We start from the raw sequence: 23,262 nt of genomic DNA on the forward strand, positions 1-23,262 counted from the left end.
TAGGCGCCCCTTGTCCTGGCGGCCGGCCGGCGTGCCCGTGCCCTCACGGGAACAGAACGGCGCGGGCGACACGGTCCCAGGTGTAGGTTTCCAGCACGTGGTTCTGGCCGCGGGCGCCCATGACGGCCAGGCGCTGCGGATCGGACACGGCGTGGATGATGAGGTCGGCCAGCACCTGGGGGTCGGCGCGCGACGCCAGGAAGCCGTAGCGGCCATCACCGGTGATCTCGGGCAGGCCGTTGCGGTGCAAGCCCAGGACCGGAGTGCGGGAGATCAGCGCCTCCAGATACACCTGGCCCCAGGGGTCGTTCAGCATGGGCTGCACCAGCAGGGAGGAACGGCGATACAGCTCCTGCAGCTCCGCCCATGGCAAGGCGGACCGGAAGTCGATGGCCGGATGCTCCGGCACCCGGTCCCGCACCGATGGGTCGGCCACGATGGTCAGGGTCAGGTCCGGCCGGCGCAGCACCGCCTGTTGGAAGGCCTCGATGACCAGTTCGCCGCCCTTTTCCCGGAACAGATGCTTGCAGACGAACAGCAGCTTGGGCTTGGCGTAATCCTTCGGCCCGATGTAGGGCTTGATGTCGCCCATGCCCGAGCCCACCGCCGTCACCCGCGCCGCCGGCACGCCGTAATGGCTGATGATGTGGTCGCGCACATAGCGGCCGAAGGTGAAGATGTGGTCGACGCAGTGCAGCGACCGCCGCTCCAGCTCCTCATAGGCTTCCAGCGCGCGGGCGCTGTAGCCGGCGATGTCGGGGCGATGCTCCGCCGCCAGCGCCCAGGTGTGATCGCAATAAAGGTAGTGGTGGACACGATGCGCCCGGTCGGCCATGGGATCGGCCGTGGCCTGCGCCTCCACAGCCGGCAGGTCGAGGGCGCCGGTGTGGATGATGTGGCGGGTGCCGCGCTCCGCCGCCTTGGCTGCCAGCTGGCGGGCCAGATGGCGCCGGGCGGGGGCCGCGCGGTACAGCTGCTCCGATGTCATCAGCCTGCCGTAGCCGCCCATAACATGGCGCGCAGCCAAGCCCATCTTGAAAGTCTTGGACAGGTGGGGGTGGAAGCCCTCCACCGTCACGCCCAACTTTTCCAGGGCCACGCCCAGGTTGCGGGGGGCACCCGACCAGGTGCGGGGATGGGTGGGATCGCCGAAGACCGAGGTGATGGCCACATGGTCGAAACGGCGCTCGCCCGCCTCACCCTCCGTAAGGATCGGACGAGCGGGCGCCTCTTCCCCGGAAAACCCACCGAAAACCGGCGGCGGCTGCACGGGGCGCCCGGACGGATGCGATTGGGACTGGGGGGTGTGCACGGCCACGGCCTTGGTCACTCCGGTCGGTTGATCGGCGGTCGGGATCGGGGCGCCTGGAACCCCCGTCCGGCGCCGCGGCGTTGTGGACAGGTGGTTCGGGCACATGAACCCGCTGATGTCGTGGTTGAAATCAAACAAGCCCGGCGTCAAACCCGCCAGTGACCAACCTGTGACCGGGGGTGCTTTATCTGCCCCATTTCAGTCACAGGGGCTACCCCAACGGAAAAAAGGCGTATGCCCTTTAATGATAAGGCAGCCCTGTTTTGTCACAGCACGGAAAATCCGCCCAGGTCCATGATGAATTACTTCGCATTGGCCGCTAATGGGGACGCTCCGTGCCGTCAAGAATTCCCAGTGCAGCATTGATGGACAATAGTCAGGCTGCCACCGCCGCCGTTTCACCCACCGACACCGCCGCCGCGCCGCAGGGCGGCATGCCCGGTGGCGACGTCCTGGGCGATTGGATGGCCCAGCGCGTCGGCCCCGGCGCCCCTCCGGCGGACAAGGCCGGCGTGGTGTTCCTGACCCAGGACGTCACCGACGTCAGCACCATCAAACGGGTGCGGGAATTCCTGGACAACGGCCTACCCGTCCTGGTCCTGGGGTTTGAGCGCGAGCGGTACAACAGCGGCTATCGGCCACCCTGGCCCCACGTGCTGCTGGGGCGGACCGTGGACGGCAAGTACGCCCATCGCCTGCAGGCGCTGGCGGGCGCCCTGCGCGTCATCTTCCGCCACCGCCCCCGCCTGACCGATGCCACCATCCTGTATGCCCGCAACATCGACCAGTTGCTGCTGGCCCTGGTCATGAAGCTGTTCATCAGCCGGCGGGCGGAAGTGGCATACGAGGTGCTGGATATCCAGCCCATGTTCGTGGCCCACGGCCTGCGCTCCTTCATGCTGCGCCTGGTGGAACGCCTGTGCCTGACCCAGGTGAAGCTGCTGGTGCTGTCCTCCCCCGGCTTCCACCGGCATTATTACGCCCCCACACAGAAGTTCCGGGGGCCCTGGCTGCTGGTGGAGAACAAGCTGCCCCGTGTCGGCCTGCCGGAGCGGCCGAAGCCCGCCGCCACGGTGGCGGCCGAAGCCCAGCCCGAAGCCCAGCCCGCTGGAACCAAGCCTCTGATGCCGCCGCACCGCCCCTGGGTCATCGGCTATTTCGGCCTGATCCGGGGGGAGCAAACGGTGGACCTGATGCACCGCCTGGCCCAGCGCCTGCCCGACCGGCTGCAGATCCGTTTTCGCGGCGTGCTGACCACGGTGGATGAGAAGCGCTTTTTCAAGACGCTGGAGTCCTGCCCCAACATCGTCTACGGCGGCCGCTACGACCACCCGGGCGAATTGGCCGACATGTATGCCGGCGTGGACTTCGCCTGGGCGCTGGACCTGGAAAACACCGAGCACAATTCACGCTGGCTGCTGCCCAACCGCTTCTATGAGGCAGGCTATTTCGGTGTGCCCTGCCTCAGCGTCCAAGGGTTCGAGGTCGACCGCCTGGTGCGCCGCCACGATGTGGGCTGGGGTTTCGGGCAGCCGCTGGAAGAGACCATGGTCCGCTTCTTTCAGGATCTGACGGTCGAGGAGTACGAACGCAAGCGGCAGCGCCTGCTGGCCCTGCCCGACGAGACCTTCGTCGCCGGTGAGGAGATCCGGGCCCTGTGCCGTTTTTTCGCCCGGCGGGCCGCGACCCCGATGGAAAAGCCGCCGGTTGAGAAAGGGATGCAACCGCACCCCGCCTCCTGATCCGACGCCCCCGATTTATCGCGGACCCATCAAAAGCCCCCCGAGTTGTCGGGGAGAAGACTGTGAAGGGAATAGGCTATGAGCGACACCGTTGTGGTGACCGGCGGCGCCGGTTTCATCGGCAGCCACGCCTGCAAGGCGCTGGCCCAGGCGGGGTTCAGCCCCGTCACTTATGACAATCTCAGCCGCGGCCCGCGGGAGGCCGTGCTGTACGGCCCGCTGGAGGTGGGGGACATCGGCGATGTGGACCGGCTGACCGCCGTGCTGCGCGACCACGATCCCTGCGCCGTCATGCATTTCGCGGCTTATGCCCATGTGGGCGAGTCCGTCAGCGACCCGCTGCTGTATTACCGCAACAACGTCTCCGGCTCCGTCGGCCTGTTGGAGGCCATGCGCGACGCCGGCGTCACCAACCTCGTGTTCTCCAGCACCTGCGCCGTCTATGGCGTGCCGCAACGGGTGCCCATCACCGAGGGCCACCCCCAGGCGCCCATCAACCCCTACGGCGCCAGCAAACAGATGATGGAGCGCATCATCGCCGACTGCGAACCCGCCTGGGGGCTGCGCGCCGTCATCCTTCGGTATTTCAATGCCGCCGGTGCCGATCCGGACGGCGATTTGGGGGAGAACCACGACCCCGAGCCGCACCTGATCCCCAACGTGCTGGATGCGGCCCTGGGGCGAAAGGATGGGCTGACGGTCAACGGCGCCGACTACCCCACGCCGGACGGCACCTGCATCCGCGACTACATCCACGTCAGCGACCTGGCCGATGCCCACATCCTGGCGCTGAAGCACCTGCTGAACGACGGGACGTCCATGGCCCTGAACCTGGGAAACGGCAACGGCTATTCCGTGCGCGAGGTCATGGAGGCGGCGGAGCGGGTGACCGGGCTGCCCATCCCCTGGCACGTCGGCCCCCGCCGGCCGGGCGATCCGCCGTCCCTGGTCGGCGACGCCACGCAAGCCCGCCGCATCCTGGGCTGGACACCGGAGCGCAGCGGGCTGGACGTGCAGATCGCCGACGCCTGGCGCCGACGCCTGCGCGAACTGCAAGCCCCCAGGGACATAGGCGTGGCCGTCGGCGAAGGCTCGCCAGCGCGCAAGACCGCCTGACGGCAGGCCACTAGGCCGTCTCGATGACCCCGTCGCGCACCGTCACCGGCCAGGGCAGCAGCCCCTGGCCGGGGCACGGGCCCGCGACACAGCGCCCGGTGTCAATGTCGAACAGGGCGCTGTGCCAGCTGCAGCGGATGACGTCGCGACCGGTCAGGTCCTGGGCGAGGTAGTCGTCCAGGGTGAAGGCCAGGGGCACGCCGGCATGGGGGCAGCGGTCGACATAGCCGGTGACCGCCTCCCCCCGCCGCACCACGAAGCCGTGGAAGCGGTCCCCCTGGATCTCCAGCACAAAGTTGCGGGCGCCGAGCGGCGCCAGCTCCGCCATCGCGCACAAGCGCACCCCGGCCGGCGTTCGGGTCAGCCGCGGGCGGATGCCGCCCGGCACGGGCGCGCCGCTCAACGGACGGCCCGCAGGGCGTCGATGAACTGCGGCACGGTGGCCAGCGTCAGGCCGGCCAGGTTGGCGCGACCGTTGCCCACCATGTAGACGGCATGGTCGCGGCGCAGCAGGCCCACCTGCTCCGGCGACAGGGGCAGCAGCGAGAACATGCCCCGCTGGCGCCCCAACGGGGCTAGCCAGGCGTCACCGGCGGCCAGGGCCTGGCGCACCTGGTTGATGCGGGTGCGCATGCCGTTCAGCTCCGCCCGCCAGTCGGCGGTCAGGCCGGCGTCATCCAGGATGACGCGCACCAGGGCACCACCGTGGTCGGGCGGCATGGACCAGTTGACGCGGGCCAGCAGCAGGATGTTGGAACGCATCAGCGCGGTGCGCGCGGGCGTGCCGCCCTTGGCATAGAGGGCGCCCACGCGTTCCCGGTAGAGCCCGAAATTCTTGTCGCAGGAATAGGCCACCAGGGCGTCCGGCGCGGCGTCGAACACCAGCCGGGCGCCGGCGGCATCCTCTTCCAGCCCGTCGCCCAGGCCCTGGTAGGCGAGGTCGATGAGGGGGATCAGGCCGCGCTCGGCCACTACCTCCGCCACCGCCCGCCACTGGGCCTGATCCAGGTCGGCACCGACGGGGTTGTGGCAGCAGCCATGCAGCAGCACCACGTCACCGGCGTCAGCGCCCTTCAGGGCCGACATCATCTCATCGAACAGGACGGTCTGCGTCGCCTGGTCGTAATAGCGGTAGGTGGCCACGGTCAGCCCGGCGGAGGTCATGATGGGCGCGTGATTGGGCCACGTTGGCGTGCCCAGCCAGACCTTGGCGCCCGGCCTCTTGGCGTTCTTCTGGGCGGCGTTCACCAGTTCCGCCGCCAGGCGGAGGGCACCGGTCCCGCCGGGCGTCTGCACCCCCACCATCGTGTCGGCCGGCATGGCCTTGCCGAAGACGATGGGCTGCAGCAGCTCGGTATAGCGGATGTCACCCTCGGGCCCCAGGTAGCTCTTGCTGCCCTGCGTCTCCAGCAACCGGCCCTCGGCCGCCTTGACGGCGCGCATCACCGGCGTGGCGCCGCTGTCATCGCGATAGACGCCCACGCCCAGGTCCAGCTTCTTGGGCCGCGGATCGTCGCGGTACAGGGCGATCAGGGACAGCAGGACATCGGCGGGCTGCGGCGTCAGCGCGTCGAAAGGCGTCGGGGCGGACATCGTGGAGACTCCCTTATGGGCGGGGCTGGATCCGCCCCCAGCGGCGGCACCCCTATCGTTGCTGAATGATTTTATGCGAAACCTGTGACAATGTCTTTTCATTGACGCGCCATGGGAACCCAATATGGGAAGCGCATTTCACCGGATTGGAAAAAATGAAAGAGATTGATCAGTTCGATGAAATCGACCACCGCATCCTGCGCGCCCTGCAACGCGATGCCAGCCTGAGCCATGCCGCCCTGGCGGAAGAGGTGGGCGCCTCCCCAGCCTCCTGCTGGCGGCGTATCAAGGCGCTGGAGGGGGCCGGCATCCTGGGCGCCACCGTTCGCCTGGTGGACGCCGCCAAGGTCGGCCGGGGCGTCAGCGTCATGTGCCAGCTGCGCATGAAAAGCCACGCCACCAAGGACAGGCAGGAATTCGAGGCCTTTATCCAGACGCGTGGCGAGATCATGGACTGCCACAGCATGTCGGGCGAGTGGGATTATCTGATGCGGGTGGTGGTGGCCGACGTCGCCAGCTACGAACGCTTCCTGATGCGCGAACTGCTGGCCCACCCGGCCGTGGCCGCCGCCGCCTCGCACTTCGCGCTCAGCCAGGTGAAATACACTACCGCCCTGCCGATCTGATCTTTTCCATTTTCGGTGAGTCCCTTTCACCGATGGTGTTTAGCCCGCGAAACCTTTTCAGGCCCACCGGGTTCCGCCAGCGCGATTGAAAGGTTTTCGCGGAGGCCGCCGGCCACCCGGGCCGGGAGCCAAAGTCCGGCGGCGTTTATCCATTTGACAAGCGGCGGACATCGCCTCTTATATCGTTTCAAATGAAACGATCTGGTGGAGGCAGCGGCCATGACCCAGGACAGCATCCGAGACAACCCGCCCTTTGACATGATGAGCGGCTTCGGTAACAGCTTCGCGACCGAGGCCGTGCCCGGCGCCCTGCCCGTGGGCCGCAACTCGCCGAAGAAGGTGCCCTTCGGCCTCTATGCCGAGCAGCTGTCGGGCAGCGCCTTCACCGCCCCGCGCACGGAGAATCGCCGCTCCTGGCTGTACCGCCTGCGCCCCACCGCCAGCCATGCGCCCTTCACGGCATACGGGCGGGCCAGCCTGCTGCGCTCCGGCCCGTTCGATGAGGTGCCGCCGACGCCCAACCGCCTGCGCTGGGATCCGCTGCCCCTGCCCGACGCGCCGACCGACTTCGTCGATGGGCTGGTGAGCTATGGCGGCAACGGCGACGTGGGCACCAACACCGGCATTGCCATCCACCTCTACGCCGCCAACCAGCCCATGACGGCAAGGGTGTTTTACAACGCGGATGGCGAGCTGCTGCTGGTGCCGCAGCTGGGCCGCCTGCGCCTGGAGACGGAGCTGGGCCGGCTGGAGGTGGCGCCGGGCGAAATCGCCGTGGTGCCGCGCGGCGTGCGTTTCCGCGTCCTGCTGCCGGACGGCACCGCCCGGGGTTATGTCTGCGAGAACTACGGCGCGCCGTTCAAGCTGCCCGACCTGGGCCCCATCGGCGCCAACGGCCTGGCCAACCCGCGCGACTTCCTGACCCCCGTCGCCTGGTTCGAAAACGTGGATGAGGCGACCGAGGTGGTGCAGAAGTTCCAGGGCCGCCTGTGGACCACCGCCCTGGACCACAGCCCCCTGGACGTGGTGGCCTGGCATGGCAACCTGGCGCCCTACAAGTACGACCTGGCGCGGTTCAACACCATCAACACCGTGTCCTACGACCATCCGGATCCGTCCATCTTTACGGTGCTGACGGCGCCATCCGAAATCGCCGGCACGGCCAACTGCGACTTCGTCATCTTTCCGCCGCGCTGGATGGTGGCGGAGGACACGTTCCGGCCGCCCTGGTTCCACCGCAACGTCATGAATGAATTCATGGGCCTGATCCATGGCCAGTATGACGCCAAGGCCGGCGGCTTTGCGCCCGGGGGCGCCTCGCTGCACAATTGCATGAGCGGCCACGGCCCCGACCGCACCAGTTACGAGCGCGCGGTGGCGGCGGACCTGAAGCCGCATAAGATCGAGAACACCATGGCCTTCATGTTCGAAAGCCGCTGGGTCATCCGACCCACCCGTTTCGCCACCGAAACCCCGCTGATGCAGTTGGACTATGATGACTGTTGGGCGGGCTTCACCAAGGCCGAGCTGCCGCGATGAACATTCCCCTGATCGATGAAACGCACAACCCGGCCCTGACCAGCTGGGTCAGCAGCGCCAACGGCCACGCCGACTTCCCCATCCAGAACCTGCCCCTGGGCGTGTTCAGCACCCGGAACGAGGCGCCGCGCGGCGGTGTCGCCATCGGCGACTGGGTGCTGGATTTGGCCAAGGCCGGCCGGTCCGGCCTGCTGACGAGCGACGCGCTGGACGCCGCCATCGCCGCCAGTGGCCCGACACTGAACCCGCTGCTGGCCCTGGGGGCAGGCCCGCGCCGAGCCCTACGCCGGCGGCTGTCGCAGCTGCTGGCCACCGGCAGCGATGATCAGGGCATTGTGGAAGGCCTGCTCTACCACGCGGTGGACTGCACCCTGCACCTGCCCACGGCCATCGGCGGCTACACCGACTTCTATGCCGGCATCCACCATGCCCTGAACGTCGGCAGGCAGTTCCGCCCGGACAACCCGCTGCTTCCCAACTACAAGCATGTGCCCATCGGCTACCACGGCCGCGCCTCCTCCGTGCGGGTCACGGGGACGGAGGTGCGCCGTCCCAACGGGCAGCGCAAGGCCCCGGATGCGGAGGCGCCGACCTTCGGCCCCAGCCAGCGCCTGGACCTGGAGCTGGAGCTGGGCATCTGGATCGGCCCGGGCAATGAACTGGGCACGCCCATCGCCATCGGTGAGGCCGACAGCCACATCGCGGGCTTAAGCCTGCTGAACGACTGGTCGGCCCGCGACCTGCAGGCCTGGGAATACCAACCGCTGGGCCCCTTCCTGGCCAAGAACTTCCTGACCACCGTGTCGCCCTGGATCATCACGGCGGAGGCGCTGGCCCCCTTCCGCACCCGCCAGCCGGCCCGGGCCGCCGACGATCCCAAGCCGCTGCCCTATCTGTGGGATGAGACGGACCAGGAGCGCGGCGCCTATGGCATCGAGCTGTCGGTGCTGATCCGCACACCCAAGATGCGCGAGGACAAGCAGCCCCCCCACCGCCTGGGTACCGGCCCCGCCACCAACCTCTATTGGACGGCGGCGCAGCTGGTGGCGCACCACACCTGCAACGGCTGCGACCTGAACCCCGGCGACCTGCTGGGTACCGGCACCATCTCCACCCCCGACGACAGCGGCATGGGCAGCCTGCTGGAGTTGACGCGGGGCGGCAAGGCGCCCATCACCTTGCCCAACGGCGAGACGCGCACCTTCCTGGCCGACGGCGATGAGCTGATCCTGGCCGGCCGCGCCGTGGCCGACGGCTATGTCTCCATCGGCTTCGGCGACTGCCGGGGCCAGGTGACGCCCGCGCTGAACGTCTGAGAAACGAAAAGGGGATTATCATGACCCAGCAGAAGGTCATCATCACCGGCGGCGCCGGGGTCCTGGGCGCCGCCGTGGCCCACGCCTTCCGGGCGGCCGGCCATCACGTCGCCGTGATCGACCATGCGCCGGCACCCGTCGCCGTGGCGGAGGGCGTGTTGCACCTGGGCGGCGTGGATCTGACGGATGAGGCCGCCGCCCGCACCGCCTTTGGCCAGGCCAAGGTCGCCATGGGCGGGGCCGACGTGCTGGTCAACGTCGCCGGCGGCTTCCGCTGGCAGACGGTGGCGGACGGCGATCCCGCCGCATGGGAGAAGCTGTTCGCCATCAACGCCCGCACCTGCCTGAACATGTGCCGGGCCGCCATCGTGCCCGAGGCGGATGGCGGCCTGTCCGACGGCGGCGCCATCGTCAACGTGGGTGCCGCGGCGGCGGAGAAGGCCGGCGCCGGCATGGGCGCCTATGCCGCCTCCAAGGCCGCCGTGGCCCGCCTGACGGAAAGCCTGGCGGCAGAGCTGGGCGGGCGCATCCGTGTCAATGCCGTGCTGCCGCTGGTCATGGACACGCCGCAGAACCGGGCGGACATGCCGAACGTCGATCCCAAGAGCTGGACGGCCACGGCGGCTGTGGCCGACGCCATCGTCTTCCTGGCCAGCCGGGCCGCCCGGGCCATCAACGGCGCCCTGGTCCCCGTCACCGCCCCCACCGCCGACTGAAGAGGTCCATCATGGTCAAGCGCCTGAACGCCGCCGACCTTCCCCCCCTGCCCGGCTGGACCGTAACGCCGGAGGGCGACGCCATCACCCGCCGCTGCGTCTTCACCGACTTCCGCGCCGCCTTCGGTTTCATGACCCAGGTGGCCCTGCTGGCGGAGAAGGCGGACCACCATCCGGAATGGTTCAACGTCTACAACCGCGTGGACATCCGGCTCACCACCCACGACGCCGGCGGCCTGTCACAGCGCGACGTGGACATGGCCCAGGCCATCGACCGTTTGTTGCCGGTCCTCTAACCTGACGGACACAATCGGCATCACCGCGCTTGCATGAAAGCCCGGTTGGCGATTAAGGGTGTTTCCCCGCCAACCAGCTTCATGGGCCGCCGGTGAAGGTTCTGATCGCCGACACAGTCCATTTGAGCGACCCCGGGCGCATCGTGGAGACCGACTTGGCCGCCGCGGGCGCCACGGAAATCGTGCGCCTGGCCGCTGGCGAGCTGCTGGCGGATGCCGTGCTGCGCACCGCCCCCGACCTGGTGATCGTGGACATGGCCCGCCCCGACCGCGACGGTCTGGAGGACATCCGCGCCATCTCGCGCCACGACCCGCGCCCCATCGTCATGTTCGTCGACCAGGACGACCCGGCCTTCATGGAGGCGGCCATTGAGGCCGGCGTCAGCTCCTACAACGTGGTCGGTGCCTCGCTGCCCGCCATAAAGCCGGTGGTGCAGGCGGCCGTGGCCATGTTCCGCCGCTACCGCCAGGTGGAAACCAGCCTGCACAAGGCCGAGACGTCCTTGCGCGAGCGTGAGGTGGTGGACCAGGCCAAGGCCCTGCTGATGCGCCAGCGCGGCATGGCGGAGCCGGAGGCCTATCGCTGGCTGCGCCGCCAGGCCATGGAGCAGAGCCGCAAGCTTGCCGCCGTGGCCGCCGACATCGTGGCCGCCGCTGAACAGAAGAAGGGAGGCGGGTCATGACCGTTTCGCGCCGCGTCCGCATCGGCCTGCTGCGCCTGACCGACAGCGCCCCGGTCATCCACGCCCAGGCCGCCGGCCTGTTCGCGGCCGAGGGGCTGGACGTCACCCTGTCGGTGGAGCCCAGCTGGGCCAACTTGGCGGACAAGCTGTCCTACGGCCTGCTGGATGCCGCCGTGATGCTGCCGCCCCTGGTGCTGGCCATGGCGCTGGGCCTGCGGCCGGCGGCGGCCCGCCTGATCATCCCCATGAGCCTCAGCCAGCACGGCGACGCCGTGACCCTGTCCAACGAGCTGGCCGGGCCCATCCTGGCAGGGGGGCGCCCCAACGCCGCCGAGGCCGGCCAGCGCTTGGCCGAGTTGTTGCGTGGCCGGCCCCGCGTCACCCTGGCGGTGGTCCATGCATGGTCCACCCACGCCCTGCTGTTCAAAAGCTGGCTTCACGCCGCCGGCATCGACCCGCAGGCGGATGTCGACTGGGCCATCGTGCCCCCGGCCGACAGCGTGGCCGCCATCGAGTCAGGCCGCATCGACGGCTTCTGCGCCGGTGCCCCCTGGGGTGCCATGGCCGCGGCCGCCGGCGTGGGCCGTACCGTCGCCCTGTCATCCGACATCATGCCCGGCCATCCAGAGAAATGCCTGGCGGTGCGCGAGGCCTGGGCCGAGGAACAGCCCGATGCCCTCCAGGCTATGCTGCGCGCCCTGCTGCGCGCCGCTGCGGATTGCGCCGACCCGGCCAACACCCCCGCCATCGCCGCCACCCTGGCCCAGCCCGCCTTCCTGAACCTGGCGCCCGAGATCATCGCCGCCTCCTTGCCCGGTGGCGCCCGTGACGGTGCTGGTCAGGACACCGACATCTGCGTCTTCGGCGCGGCCACCCGCCCCACCCTGGATCAGGCCCGCTGGTTCCTGGACCAGATGGCCCGCTGGCGCGACTTGCCGGTCAGCGCGGCCGAGACGGAAGCCGTGGCGGCGCGAATCTACCGGCCGGATTTGTATGAGGCGGCGGCGGGTATTGTCGGGGCCTTGACATGACCACCCTGGCTGACGATCTGGCCCGAGACCGGCGCACCGCTCGCCGCTTTCCAGGGTCGGTAATGTCCAACGCCAAATGGCGACGCCTGTTCACCGCTTTGCAGCAAAGCGGCCTCGATATCCAACAGATGCTGGTGAAATTCATTGACGTCGAGGACATGAAAGTCTTGGGGCCAGTCTGGCTGACAGGCACGCCGCACGCCTTTATCGATAGCTTTAACTACGGCCCGTTTCCCTTGGTCTCGATCGAGTGGCTGGAATTTCCTCGCCATGCGCGCTTGCCCCGGTCTGGCAGTCTTCCGCCCCAGGAATATGCACAGGACATTGTCGCCATCCGGGCTTGCCTTGAAGCTACGGGTAAGCAGTTTTCTTTTGAGCAAACCGCCCACAGCCTACGGGTGCTTGGCCATGTCAGATGAAAAGGTTCCCTGCGATTATCGCCCGACAGCGCGCACGCCCGTGAACAAAGAGCAAGCCGCTCAATGGTTGGCCGATAACAAAGACGCCATTGCCGATTGGAACGCTTTCGTCGAGAAGAACGGCCTTCCGCTGGCCGACTATCGGCAGTTCTAATCCCGCACCAGCGACAGGATCAGCAGGATCAGCAGCACCAGGGCCGCCAGCTTCCAGAAGCGCACCGGGTCGCGGTCGTAGAAGGAGCGGCGGCGGGTGGGGCGGGGCGCGGGGTGGGCGGCGCCGGCCTCCAGTTCCAGCGCGAATTCCAGCACGTCGCCACGCCGGTCGGCCGGATTGGCGGCCACGGCCTTCATGACCGACAGGTCCAGCCAGGTGGGCAGGTCCGGGCGGCGCTGCTGCAAGGGCACCGGCGTGCCGAAGCGGGGGCGCTGGAAGGGTTCGACCTCGCCGTAGGGGTAGGCGCCGGTGAACAGATGATAGATGGTGACACCCAAAGCATAGAGGTCGGTGCGCTCATCCCCCGGCTCACCGGCCAGCAGTTCCGGCGCCATGTAGCTGGGCGTGCCGGGGATCTGCTCGGCGGGGAAATCCTCCATCCCGGGCAGGCGCACCACGCCCAGGTCGATGAGGCGAAGCCCGCCGGCGCCGTCGATGATGACGTTGTCCGGCTTGATGTCGCGGTGGATGATGCCGGCGCGGTGCAGCGCCGCCACCGCCTTGGCCAGCTTCACCGCCAGGGGCACGCCCTCCGCCACGCCCACGCGCGGCGCCGCCGCCAGGCGCTGCGTCAGGGTTTGCCCCGGGTAATAGGGCATGACGGTGTATAGCCGCGTCTGCCGGCCGGGCGGCACCTCCACCACCTCCCCCAGCCAGGGGCTGCGCACCCGGGCGGCCACCCAGCCTTCGCGCACGAAGGCCAGGCGATAGACGGCATCGTCCGCCACCGCCGGCTTGGGGAACTTCAGCACCAGCGGTGCCTCCTTCCCCGCCGGCTCGGTCAGAAATAGGGCGCTGTAGCGGCCATCGGACAGTTGGCGGCCCACGCGATAGCCGTCGACCACATCGCCCGGCTTGGGCACGGGCAGGATGGGCAACTCCGCCGTCAGGTCGGCCAGTTCGCCCTGGTCGGCCGGCGGCAGGGCCACCACGTCGATGACCAGGGCGGTGGCGTTGTCGTGGCTGCCGGCGGACAGGGCGGCCGCCACCATCTCCTGGCTGGCCGCCTCCGGCGTCGGTTCACCGGAGGTGAGGCGGGCCAGGTCGCGGGATGACAAGACCCCGTGCACGCCATCGGTCAGCAACACCAGGCGGTCGCCTTCGCGCAAGGGTTCGGCCGCGTAGTCGGCGCGCAGCGCATCCTCCAGCCCGATGGCGCGGCGCAGGATGTGGCGCTGGTCCGGACCGCTGTGCACATGGTCCTCGGTCAGCTGGGTCAGCCGACCGTCGCGCAGGCGGTAAAGGCGGGTATCGCCCACGTGCAGGATATGGGCACGGCGGTCGCGCAGGATGACGGCGGTCAGGGTGGTGGCCATGCCCGCGCGCTCCGGGTCCGCCCGTCCCTGGGCGTGGATCCAGCGGTTGATGGCCTCCGCCGCGTGCGCCACCGCCCGCCGGATGCCCAGGGTCTGGCGTTCGCCCAGATAGAAATCGATGAAGCCGCGCACCGCCAGTTCCGCCGCCACGCGGCCGCCCGGCGCCCCAGAGACGCCATCGGCGATGGCGGCCACCGCCCCCTGACGGGCCCGCTGGGTGGCGGTACCCAGGCACACGCCCACGTAGTCCTCATTGCGCGGGCGGCGGCCGGTTTCACTGCACCAGCCGACGCGCAGTTCGATCTGCCGTACCCCCATTCCCACCCCAGTATTGCCTATAATTTGATCATTTGCGCGGCCAGCTTGGCGATTGCGCAATAATTAGGCATTTAGGCCGTCGGCCTTTTTCCAAAACCCCAGGTTTTCCGCGACAGCGAAATTGGCACGGCGGTTGCGAAGAACATTACACGAGCAGGGGGCCGAAAGGTTCTTTTCTGCATCGGGACGGCCCCAACGGCGGGGCGGTCCCGCCTCCGGGATGGCGCAACGGCGCGCGTCCCCTGTGGTCTGATCGGCGGGTCAACGGCGGCCTGTCAGCGTCCGGTTCCACCGGGCCCTACCCCACCCCAAGGCCCCTTGCGGCCTGATCCCGATCCACCACCCCTTCTGGTGACAGGCGGCGCCTGACCCATGGCAGCCCCCATCGCCAAAGGCCCACGGCCCTGCCCGGAGGCGCACCCGATGAACAAGAGTTTCCTGAAGGCTGGACATCTGCCGACCCTGTTCGCGGCGTTTCTCTACTTCGACATGAGCTTCATGGCCTGGGTGATCCTGGGCCCGCTGGGCGTGCTGATCGCCAAGGACCTAGGCCTGTCGCCGGCGCAGAAGGGCCTGATGGTGGCGGTTCCCGTCCTGGCCGGCGCCTTCTTCCGCGTCATCAACGGCATCCTGGTGGACCACCTGAAGCCCAAGCGCACCGGCATCCTGGCGCAGATGGTGGTGATCACCGGCCTTGTCGCCGTCTGGTACTTCGGGGTGCACAGCTTCAACGCCACGCTGCTGACCGGCGCCATCCTCGGCGTGGCCGGCGCCAGCTTCGCCGTGGCCCTGCCGCTGGCCTCGCGCTGGTATCCGCCGGAGCATCAGGGAACGGCCCTGGGCCTGGCCGGCGCCGGCAACTCCGGCACCGTGTTCGCCTCCCTCTTCGCGCCGGCCCTGGCCGTCGCCTATGGCTGGAACAACGTGCTGGGCCTGCTGGCCATCCCGCTCGCCCTGACGCTGTGCGTCTACACCGTGCTGGCCAAAGACAGCCCGGAATGCCCGCCGGCCAAGTCGCTGGCCGAATATCTGGCGGTGCTGAAGATCGGCGACGCCTGGTGGTTCATGTTCTTCTACAGCGTCACCTTCGGCGGCTTCGTCGGCCTCGCCTCCTCCCTCACCATCTACTTCAACGACCAGTACGGCCTCAGCCCCATCACCGCCGGCTATTTCACCGCGGCCTGCGTCTTCGCCGGGTCCCTGGTGCGGCCCATCGGCGGTGCGGTGGCCGACCGTATCGGCGGCGTGCGCTCGCTGACCGTCATGTACACGGTCGCCGCCGGCGCCCTGGTGGTTGTCAGCTTCGCCCTGCCGCAGGCCTGGATGGCCCTGGCCGTCTTCGTCGTCGCCATGCTGGCCCTGGGCATGGGCAACGGCGCCGTGTTCCAGCTGGTGCCGCAGCGCTTCCGCCGCGAGATCGGCGTCATGACCGGCCTGGTCGGCATGATGGGCGGCGTAGGCGGCTTCTACCTGGCCTCCAGCCTCGGCTACTCCAAGCAGCTGACCGGCGGCTACCAGGCGGGCTTCCTGCTGTTCGCCCTGCTGGCCCTGGCGGCCCTGGTCGGCCTGACCGGCGTGAAGCGCCGGTGGCGCACCACCTGGGGCGCCGCCGCTCTGGGCGCGGCCCGCGTCTGACTGACAGCACTCCAGACTTAGCGATTTCAAGGGAAAGGTTCCCCCATGGACACGCATATGCCCCCGCGCCAGAAGCTGGTGGTTGTCGGCAACGGTATGGCCGGCATGCGAACGGTGGACGAACTGCTGAAGCGCAACCCGCTGAAGTACGACATCACGGTCTTCGGCGCCGAACCACACGTGAACTACGACCGCATCATGCTGTCATCCGTGCTGGCCGGCGAAAAGGACCTGGAGCAGATCGTCATCAACCCCCGCTCCTGGTATGAGGAGAATGGGATCAATCTCGTCACCGGTGACGCGGTGACGGCCATCGACACCCAGGCCCGCACCGTGACGTCGGCCAGCGGCCGGGTGGTGGCCTATGACAAGGTTCTGCTGGCCACGGGCTCCCGCCCCATCGCGCCGCCGGTGCCGGGCCTGGACCTGCCCGGCGTCTGCGCCTTCCGCGACATCGCCGACGTCAACACCATGATCGAGGCGTCGGAAAAGCATAAGCGCGCCATCGTCATCGGCGGCGGCCTGCTGGGGCTGGAGGCCGCCAACGGCCTGCTGCGCCGGGGCATGCAGGTGGCCGTCGTCCACCTGATGGGCACGCTGATGGAACGCCAGCTGGACAAGGCGGCGGCCGAGCTGCTGCAGCGCGAGCTGGACGAGCGCGGCATGAACTTCTTCACCAACGGCCAGACCGAGGAGATCTTCGGCGAGGGCCGGGTGCAGGGCGTGCGCCTGGCCGACGGGCGGGAAATCCCGGGCGACCTGGTGGTGCTGGCCATCGGCATCCGTCCCAACATCGACCTGGCGCGGGCCGCCGGCCTGGCCATCAACCGCGGCATCGAGGTGGGCGACGACATGCGCACCTCCGTCCCCGACATCTTCGCCGTGGGCGAGTGCGTGGAGCATCGCGGCAAGACCTATGGCCTGGTGGCCCCGCTGTGGGACATGGCCAAGGTCTGCGCCGACCATCTGGCGCGCGAGGACGCCACCAGCGACTACGTCCCCGCCGCCATGGCCACCCGCCTGAAGGTCACGGGCATCGACGTCTTCTCCGCCGGCGACTTCATCGGCGACGAGACGACGGAGGAGGTGGTGTTCCGCGACGCCGCCCGCAACACCTACAAGCGCCTGGTGCTGCGCGACGACAAGCTGGTAGGCGCCGTGTTGTATGGCGATGCCCAGGACGGCGGCTGGTACTTCCAGCTGCTGCGCGAGGACAAGCCGCTGGGCGAGCTGCGCGACACCCTGATCTTCGGCCGGGCCTTCGCCAGCCTAGCGGCCGGCGCGCCCGCCGCCGACCCCACCGCCGCCGTGGCGGCCCTGCCCGATGAGGCCGAGATCTGCGGCTGCAACGGCGTGTGCAAGGGCAAGATCATGGGCGCCATCGCGGAACATGGCCTGACTACCCTGGAGGGGGTGCGGGCCCGCACCAAGGCGTCCGCCTCCTGCGGCAGCTGCACACCCCAGGTGGAACAGTTGCTGGCCCTGTCGCTGGGCGACGGCTACGCCAAACCTACGGGTGAGAAGCCGCTGTGCAAATGCACGGCCCACAGCCACGACCAGGTGCGTCGCGCCATCGTGGATCAGGGGCTGCGCACCATGCCGACGGTCATGTCCGCCCTGGGCTGGTCCACCCCCGACGGCTGCCATGTCTGCCGCCCGGCGCTGAACTTCTACCTGCTGGTGGCCTGGCCCGGTGAGTACCAGGACGACCAGCAGTCCCGCTTCGTGAACGAACGCAACCACGCCAACATCCAGAAGGACGGCACCTATTCCGTGGTGCCGCGCATGTGGGGCGGCCTGACCACGGCCGATGAGCTGCGCGCCATCGCCGACGTGGTGGACAAGTACGCCATCCCCACGGTGAAGGTGACGGGCGGCCAGCGCATCGACCTCTTGGGCGTGACGCGCGAGCAGCTGCCCCATGTGTGGAAGGACCTGAACGATGCCGGCATGGTCTCCGGCCACGCCTACGGCAAGGCGCTGCGCACGGTGAAGACCTGCGTGGGGTCGGAATGGTGCCGCTTCGGCACGCAGGACAGCACCGGCATGGGCGTGAAGCTGGAGCGCATGACCTGGGGGTCCTGGCACGCGCACAAGGTGAAGCTGGCCGTGTCCGGCTGCCCGCGCAACTGCGCCGAGGCCACCATCAAGGACTTCGGCGTCGTGGCGGTGGACAGCGGCTGGGAACTGCATGTCGGCGGCAACGGCGGCATCCACGTCCGCGCCACCGACCTGTTGTGCAAGGTCACGACGGAGGAAGAGGTGCTGGAGTACTGCGGCGCCTACCTGCAGCTCTACCGCGAGGAGTCCCGCTATCTGGAGCGCACGGCGCCCTGGATCGAGCGGGTGGGCCTGGCCCATGTGAAGCAGCGCATCGTGGACGACGCGGCAGGCCGCAAGGCGCTCTATGCCAAGTTCCTGTACGCCCAGAAATTCAGCCAGGACGACCCCTGGGCCGAGCGCACGCCGGGCAAGGCGGCGGCCGCCCCCTTCCGCACCCTGGCGACGGTGGAGTGATGACCATGGACAGCGTTGGTATCGAAAGCCGCTGGGTCGAGGTGGGTGCGGTGGACGACATCCCCCGCCAGGGTGCCCGTGTGGTCGCCACCCCCCGGGGCGACGTCGCCGTCTTCCGCACCCTGGACGACACCGTCTTCGCCGTGGATGACCGCTGCCCGCACAAGGGCGGCCCCCTGTCGCAAGGCACCGTGCACGGCCATGCCGTCACCTGCCCCCTGCACAACTGGGTGATCGACCTGGAGACGGGCGAGGCCTGCGCCCCGGACGAGGGCTGCGTCACCCGCATCCCCGTGCGGGTGCAGGACGGCCGTATCCTGCTGGCCATGGTGGCGTGATGCCGGAGGGGATGGCACGGGACGCTGAAGCCGGTGCCCTCACCGGCACCGTCCGCTCCACCTGCCCCTATTGTGGCGTGGGCTGCGGCGTCGTCGCCCAGGCCGACGGCCAGGTTGTGGGGGACACCGACCACCCGGCCAACCGGGGCCGCCTCTGCTCCAAGGGGTCCGCGCTGGCGGAAACGCTGAGGGATGGGGAGCGGCTGACCCGCCCCCTGATCGACGGGCGGGCGGCGGACTGGACCCAGGCCCTGGACCTGGTGGCGAACCGTTTCAGGGCTACGATCGCCGAGCATGGGCCAGACAGCGTCGCCTTCTACGTCAGCGGCCAATGCCTGACGGAGGATTATTACGTCGCCAACAAGCTGATGAAGGGTTTCATCGGCAGCGGCAACATCGACACCAATTCCCGGCTGTGCATGGCCTCTTCCGTCGCCGGCCACACCCGCGCCTTCGGCGCCGACGTGGTGCCCGGAACGTACGAGGATCTGGAACTGGCGGACCTGGTGGTGCTGGTGGGCAGCAATTCCGCCTGGTGCCACCCGGTGCTGCACCAGCGACTGCTGGCCGCCAAGGCCAAGCGGCCGCTGCGCATCGTGGTGATCGACCCGCGCCGCACGGCGACGTGTGAGGATGCCGACCTGCATCTGGCCGTGCGCCCCGGCGCCGACGTCGCCCTGTTCAATGGCCTGCTGGCCCATCTGGCCGACCAGGATGTGCTGGACCACACCTGGATGGCGGCGCATGTGGAGGGGTTCGAGCCCGCCCTTGCCGCCGCCCGGCAGACGGCCGACCAGACCGCGGCCCTCACCGGCCTGGACCCGGCGGACCTGGCCCGCTTCTACCACTGGTTCGCGTCCACCCCACGGGTCGTCACCGTCTATTCCCAGGGGGTGAACCAGTCCTCTGTGGGCACCGACAAGGTCAACGCCATCATCAATTGCCATTTGGCGACGGGGCGCATCGGCAAGCCCGGCTGCGGCCCCTTCTCCATCACCGGGCAGCCCAACGCCATGGGCGGGCGCGAGGTGGGCGGCCTGGCCAACCAGCTGGCCGCCCACATGCGCTTCGACCAGCCCGAGGCCATCGACCGCGTCCGCCGCTTCTGGCGGGCGCCCAACCTGGCGACCAAGCCGGGACTGAAGGCGGTGGAGATGTTCGACGCCGTGCTGGACGGCCGCATCAAGGCCCTGTGGATCATCGCCACCAACCCCGCCGACAGCCTGCCCCGGGCCGATAGGGTGCGCGAGGCGTTGGCACGCTGCCCTTTCGTCGTCGTGTCCGACTGCTGGCCCAACGACACCACGGCCCTGGCCGACGTGGTGCTGCCGGCGGCGGGATGGGGGGAGCGGGACGGCACCGTCACCAACTCCGAACGCGTCATCAGCCGCCAGCGCCCCTTCCGCCCCGCCCCGGGCGAGGCGCGGGCAGACTGGCGCGTACTGGCCGCCGTGGGGCAGCGCATGGGCTGGAAGGACGCCTTTTCCTGGACCAGCCCGGCGGCGGTGTTCCGGGAGCACGCCGCCCTGTCGGGTTTCGAGAACGCCGGCAGCCGCCCCTTCGACATCAGCGGCCTGGCCATGCTGACCGATGGGCAGTACGACGCCCTGGCGCCGGTGCGCTGGCCCGTGCGCTGGGCGGGGGATGAGGGCGGGCGGCTGTTCGGCCAGGGCGGCTTCGCCACGCCCAGCGGCCGGGGCCGCCTGGTGCCCACCCCCTGGCGCCCGCCAACCAGCCGCACCGATGACACCTACCCCCTGGTGCTGAACACCGGCCGCATCCGCGACCAGTGGCACACCATGACCCGCACCGGCCGCGTGCCCCGGCTGCTGGCCCACACGGGGGAACCACGCGCCGCCCTGTCCCCCACCGACGCCGCGCGCCTGGGCGTCACCGACGGCGACCTGGTGCGCATCGAAAGCGTCCACGCCGGCACGGTGGTGCGCGCCACCGTCGATGCCGGCCAGCGGGTGGGGGAGCTGTTCCTGCCCATGCATTGGACGGATGAGTTCTGCTCCGCCGGGCCCGCCGGCCGCCTGGTCAATGCGGCGCTGGACCCCATCTCCGGCCAGCCGGAACTGAAGCTGACGCCTGTGCGGGCGGAGGCGGTGCCCGTGGCCTGGCGCGGCCTGCTGCTGCACCGCGCCGCCGTGCGACCCCAGGGTGTGGCCTATTGGTCCCGCGTGCCGCTCAGCACCGGCCACGCCTTCGAGCTGATGGGGTCGGACCCCCTGCCGGACGGGATGGCCCTGACCCGCTTCGTCGAGGGCCTGCTGCATCCGCCAGCGGGGGCGGAGTGGCTGCAACTGACCGACGCCGGGCGCGGCCTGCTGCGCGTCGCCATCCTGGTGGACGGCCGGCTGGAGGCCTGCCTGTTCCTGGCCGCCGGCGACGGTACCCAACTGCCGCCCCGCGACGTGCTGGCGGCCCTGCTGGGTGACAAGGTGACAGACGCGGCGCGGCCCAGCCTGCTGTCCGGCCGCGCCCCCGGCGGGTCAGGGGCCACGGGCGTGAAGTCAGCCGGCCGCACCGTCTGCGCCTGCTTCTCCGTCGGCCTGGTCACTATCCGGGAGGCCATCGTCGCCAACCGCCTGACCTCGGCGGAGGAGATCGGCGCCTGCCTCAAGGCCGGCACCAACTGCGGGTCCTGCATCCCCGAACTGAAGGAGATCCTGCGCAATGTCCATGCCTCAGCCTAACGTCACCGGCCGCGCCAGCCTGGTCGGCGCCGGCCCCGGCGATCCCGAGCTGCTGACGGTGAAGGCCCTGCGCCGCATCGAGAGCGCCGACGTGCTGCTGTACGACAAGCTGGTCGACCCGCGCATCCTGGACCTGGCCCCCGCCCATGCCCGGCGCATCGACGTGGGCAAGCGCTGCGGCCGGCATACCCTGAGCCAAGCCGCCATCAACCGCCTGATCGTCGCCCATGCCCAGGCGGGCGCCCATGTCGTGCGCCTGAAGGGCGGCGACCCCATGGTCTTCGGCCGCGCAGGCGAGGAGCTGGCGGCCCTGGCCGCCGCCGGCGTGGTGGCGGAGGTGGTGCCCGGCATCACCGTGGCCTGCGCCGCGGCGGCATCCATGGCCATGCCGCTGACCCAGCGCGGCTACAGCCGCAGCCTGCACCTGATCACGGGGCACGGCGCCGACGACAGGGTACCCACCCACGACTGGAACGCGCTGGCCGCCTGCGACGGCACCATCGCCATCTATATGGGCGGCCGCACCTTGGGCCAGGTGACCCAGCGCCTGCTGGCCGCCGGCCTGGACCCCAGCACCCCAGCCATCGCCATCGAGAACGCGACCCTGGCGACCGAGCGGCGCCTGCCCGGCACGGTGGCCGACATCGCCGCCCTGGTGGCAGCGGCGGCGGTGAGCGGCCCCACCCTGGTGCTGGTGGGACGGGTGGTGGCGTTGCGGCGGCAGGACGCGGTAGAGTCCGCGATGAACGAGGTGCGGTCCCGCGCCGCCTGAAACTTGAGTTTGCCTGCGCCATGACGGATGAACATGTCTTCGCCCAGTACGTCCGCACCCTGGGGCGCGGCCCCGGCCGCTCCCGCTCCCTGACACGGGAAGAGGCGCGCACGGCCCTGGGCATGGTGCTGAAGGGGGAGGCCGACCCCCACCAGGTGGGCGCCTTCCTCATGCTGCTGCGCTATCGCGGGGAGGACCCGGATGAGGTGGCGGGCCTGGTGGAGGCCGCGCGCGACGCCGCCGGCATCAGCGACGGCACCTGCACCGGCGCCGCCGACCTGGACTGGCCATCCTACGGCGCCGGCCGCACCCGCGATGAGCCCTGGTTCCTGCTGTCCGCCCTGGCGCTGGCCCAGGCCGGGCACCGCGTCATCATGCACGGGTCCAACGCCTTCACCCAGGGCCGCGACGTGCCCGACGCCCTGGGGGAGCTGGGCCTGCGCCCGGCCACCAGCCACGAGGATGCCAAGCGCCTGGTGGCCGAGACCGGCTTCGCCTATCTGCCCCTGTCGGCGCTCAGCCCGGCGCTGGACCATCTGCTGAACCTGCGCCACCTGCTGGGCCTGCGCAGCCCCATCAACACCGTCTGCCGCCTGCTGGACCCGTTCGACACCCGCGCCGCCGTCGACGGCGTCTTCCACCCGCCCTACATCGACCTGCACTTAGGCGTGGCCCAGCGCCTGAACCGCCCCCGCCTCGTGGTGGTCAAGGGCGGCGGCGGCGAGGTCGAACGCAATCCCGCCAAGCCCACCACCGCCTATCTGCAAGTCGGCGCAGAGCGCCGGGAACTCCCCCTTCCCGCCCTAACCACCAGCAAGGGGGACGCCCAGGGCCTGCTGCCCGTGTGGCGCGGCGAACCGGGGCGGGAGGCCGAAACCGCCACCGTCATCGCCACCATCGCGCTGGGGGCGCTGGCCCTGGGCTTGGCGGATGATCCGGCCGAGGCCGACCGGGTGGCGGCGGAGATTTGGGCGGGGCGTGGTTATCGTAGTAATGGTAGCGCGAAAAATGAATAGCATCACACGATATATAATATTGTTATTGAAAACAACCTGCTAAAAAAT

21 protein-coding genes are annotated in these 23,262 nt (G+C 69.4%); 17 read left to right on the top strand and 4 right to left on the bottom strand.

Going from position 1 to position 23,262, the window contains the following annotated elements:
• Nucleotides 1-43: 43 nt before the first annotated feature.
• Entirely contained in the window at nt 44-1,318 is a 1,275-nt protein-coding gene (locus P5F91_RS26980; protein WP_277908754.1) for a glycosyltransferase family 4 protein, read from the bottom strand.
• A 359-nt stretch (nt 1,319-1,677) separates the two neighbouring features.
• Here P5F91_RS26980 and P5F91_RS26985 point away from each other — a divergent pair, with 359 nt between their 5' ends.
• Together P5F91_RS26985 and galE are read left to right on the top strand one after the other, a co-directional pair.
• Nucleotides 1,678-3,054 (top strand): glycosyltransferase family protein, encoded by a 1,377-nt coding sequence (locus tag P5F91_RS26985; protein WP_277908755.1) that lies wholly within the window; start codon nt 1,678-1,680, stop codon nt 3,052-3,054.
• A 78-nt stretch (nt 3,055-3,132) separates the two neighbouring features.
• Nucleotides 3,133-4,170, top strand: a complete 1,038-nt coding sequence (gene galE / locus P5F91_RS26990; RefSeq protein ID WP_277908756.1) for a UDP-glucose 4-epimerase GalE — start codon at nt 3,133-3,135, stop codon at nt 4,168-4,170.
• A gap of 10 nt (nt 4,171-4,180) precedes the next feature.
• On the opposite strand, the gene P5F91_RS26995 is transcribed toward galE, so the two are convergent.
• Together P5F91_RS26995 and P5F91_RS27000 are read right to left on the bottom strand one after the other, a co-directional pair.
• Nucleotides 4,181-4,573, bottom strand: a complete 393-nt coding sequence (locus P5F91_RS26995) for a Rieske (2Fe-2S) protein (RefSeq protein WP_277908757.1) — start codon at nt 4,571-4,573, stop codon at nt 4,181-4,183.
• The gene (locus tag P5F91_RS27000) at nt 4,570-5,763 is read right to left on the bottom strand and encodes an amino acid aminotransferase (protein WP_277908758.1); all 1,194 of its coding nucleotides are present in this window, start codon (nt 5,761-5,763) and stop codon (nt 4,570-4,572) included. Before P5F91_RS27000 ends, P5F91_RS26995 begins: the two co-directional genes overlap by 4 nt.
• Before the next feature lie 155 nt (nt 5,764-5,918).
• Between P5F91_RS27000 and P5F91_RS27005 the strand changes: the two genes are divergently transcribed.
• The 9 genes from P5F91_RS27005 (at nt 5,919) to P5F91_RS27045 (ending at nt 12,543) form a co-directional block, all read left to right on the top strand.
• Nucleotides 5,919-6,389, top strand: a complete 471-nt coding sequence (locus P5F91_RS27005) for an Lrp/AsnC family transcriptional regulator (protein WP_145610276.1) — start codon at nt 5,919-5,921, stop codon at nt 6,387-6,389.
• 219 nt (nt 6,390-6,608) lie between these two features.
• On the top strand, nt 6,609-7,928 hold the full coding sequence (hmgA, locus tag P5F91_RS27010; RefSeq protein ID WP_277908759.1) for a homogentisate 1,2-dioxygenase: 1,320 nt from the start codon (nt 6,609-6,611) through the stop codon (nt 7,926-7,928).
• Nucleotides 7,925-9,244, top strand: coding sequence for a fumarylacetoacetase (fahA, locus tag P5F91_RS27015; RefSeq protein ID WP_277908760.1), 1,320 nt, complete (start codon nt 7,925-7,927; stop codon nt 9,242-9,244). The genes hmgA and fahA overlap by 4 nt, the downstream gene beginning before the upstream one ends.
• 20 nt (nt 9,245-9,264) lie before the next feature.
• Nucleotides 9,265-9,960 (top strand): SDR family NAD(P)-dependent oxidoreductase, encoded by a 696-nt coding sequence (locus P5F91_RS27020; RefSeq protein WP_277908761.1) that lies wholly within the window; start codon nt 9,265-9,267, stop codon nt 9,958-9,960.
• A gap of 11 nt (nt 9,961-9,971) precedes the next feature.
• The gene (locus P5F91_RS27025; protein ID WP_088873057.1) at nt 9,972-10,256 is read left to right on the top strand and encodes a 4a-hydroxytetrahydrobiopterin dehydratase; all 285 of its coding nucleotides are present in this window, start codon (nt 9,972-9,974) and stop codon (nt 10,254-10,256) included.
• Nucleotides 10,257-10,348: 92 nt separating this feature from the next.
• Nucleotides 10,349-10,939 (top strand): ANTAR domain-containing response regulator, encoded by a 591-nt coding sequence (locus P5F91_RS27030; protein WP_277908762.1) that lies wholly within the window; start codon nt 10,349-10,351, stop codon nt 10,937-10,939.
• Nucleotides 10,936-11,970 (top strand): ABC transporter substrate-binding protein, encoded by a 1,035-nt coding sequence (locus tag P5F91_RS27035; protein WP_277908763.1) that lies wholly within the window; start codon nt 10,936-10,938, stop codon nt 11,968-11,970. Before P5F91_RS27030 ends, P5F91_RS27035 begins: the two co-directional genes overlap by 4 nt.
• Complete coding sequence (locus tag P5F91_RS27040; RefSeq protein ID WP_277908764.1) at nt 11,967-12,389, top strand: DUF6678 family protein; 423 nt, start codon at nt 11,967-11,969, stop codon at nt 12,387-12,389. Before P5F91_RS27035 ends, P5F91_RS27040 begins: the two co-directional genes overlap by 4 nt.
• Nucleotides 12,379-12,543, top strand: coding sequence for a type II toxin-antitoxin system CcdA family antitoxin (locus P5F91_RS27045; RefSeq protein WP_277908765.1), 165 nt, complete (start codon nt 12,379-12,381; stop codon nt 12,541-12,543). The genes P5F91_RS27040 and P5F91_RS27045 overlap by 11 nt, the downstream gene beginning before the upstream one ends.
• Here P5F91_RS27045 and P5F91_RS27050 read toward each other — a convergent pair.
• Nucleotides 12,540-14,237 carry a bifunctional protein-serine/threonine kinase/phosphatase gene (locus tag P5F91_RS27050; RefSeq protein WP_277908766.1) on the bottom strand — a complete coding sequence of 566 codons (1,698 nt, stop codon included), beginning with the start codon at nt 14,235-14,237 and terminating at the stop codon, nt 12,540-12,542. The two genes, P5F91_RS27045 and P5F91_RS27050, sit on opposite strands and share 4 nt — an antisense overlap.
• 423 nt (nt 14,238-14,660) lie before the next feature.
• Between P5F91_RS27050 and P5F91_RS27055 the strand changes: the two genes are divergently transcribed.
• Genes P5F91_RS27055 through P5F91_RS27080 form a run of 6 tightly spaced genes read left to right on the top strand, consistent with a single transcriptional unit; the run spans nt 14,661 to nt 23,214 of the window.
• Nucleotides 14,661-15,872: a nitrate/nitrite transporter gene (locus P5F91_RS27055; RefSeq protein ID WP_277908767.1), complete on the top strand. Its 1,212-nt coding sequence runs from the start codon at nt 14,661-14,663 to the stop codon at nt 15,870-15,872.
• A 45-nt stretch (nt 15,873-15,917) separates the two neighbouring features.
• Nucleotides 15,918-18,389 (top strand): nitrite reductase large subunit NirB, encoded by a 2,472-nt coding sequence (nirB, locus tag P5F91_RS27060; protein WP_277908768.1) that lies wholly within the window; start codon nt 15,918-15,920, stop codon nt 18,387-18,389.
• On the top strand, nt 18,389-18,727 hold the full coding sequence (nirD, locus tag P5F91_RS27065) for a nitrite reductase small subunit NirD (RefSeq protein ID WP_422394499.1): 339 nt from the start codon (nt 18,389-18,391) through the stop codon (nt 18,725-18,727). Before nirB ends, nirD begins: the two co-directional genes overlap by 1 nt.
• A gap of 11 nt (nt 18,728-18,738) precedes the next feature.
• Complete coding sequence (locus P5F91_RS27070; RefSeq protein WP_277908770.1) at nt 18,739-21,426, top strand: nitrate reductase; 2,688 nt, start codon at nt 18,739-18,741, stop codon at nt 21,424-21,426.
• Entirely contained in the window at nt 21,407-22,198 is a 792-nt protein-coding gene (gene cobA / locus P5F91_RS27075; protein ID WP_145610286.1) for a uroporphyrinogen-III C-methyltransferase, read from the top strand. Before P5F91_RS27070 ends, cobA begins: the two co-directional genes overlap by 20 nt.
• 20 nt (nt 22,199-22,218) lie before the next feature.
• Nucleotides 22,219-23,214, top strand: a complete 996-nt coding sequence (locus tag P5F91_RS27080) for a glycosyl transferase family protein (protein WP_277908771.1) — start codon at nt 22,219-22,221, stop codon at nt 23,212-23,214.
• Nucleotides 23,215-23,262 lie beyond the last annotated feature (48 nt).

The organism is Nitrospirillum amazonense (assembly GCF_029594735.1).
GTDB lineage: Bacteria > Pseudomonadota > Alphaproteobacteria > Azospirillales > Azospirillaceae > Nitrospirillum > Nitrospirillum amazonense.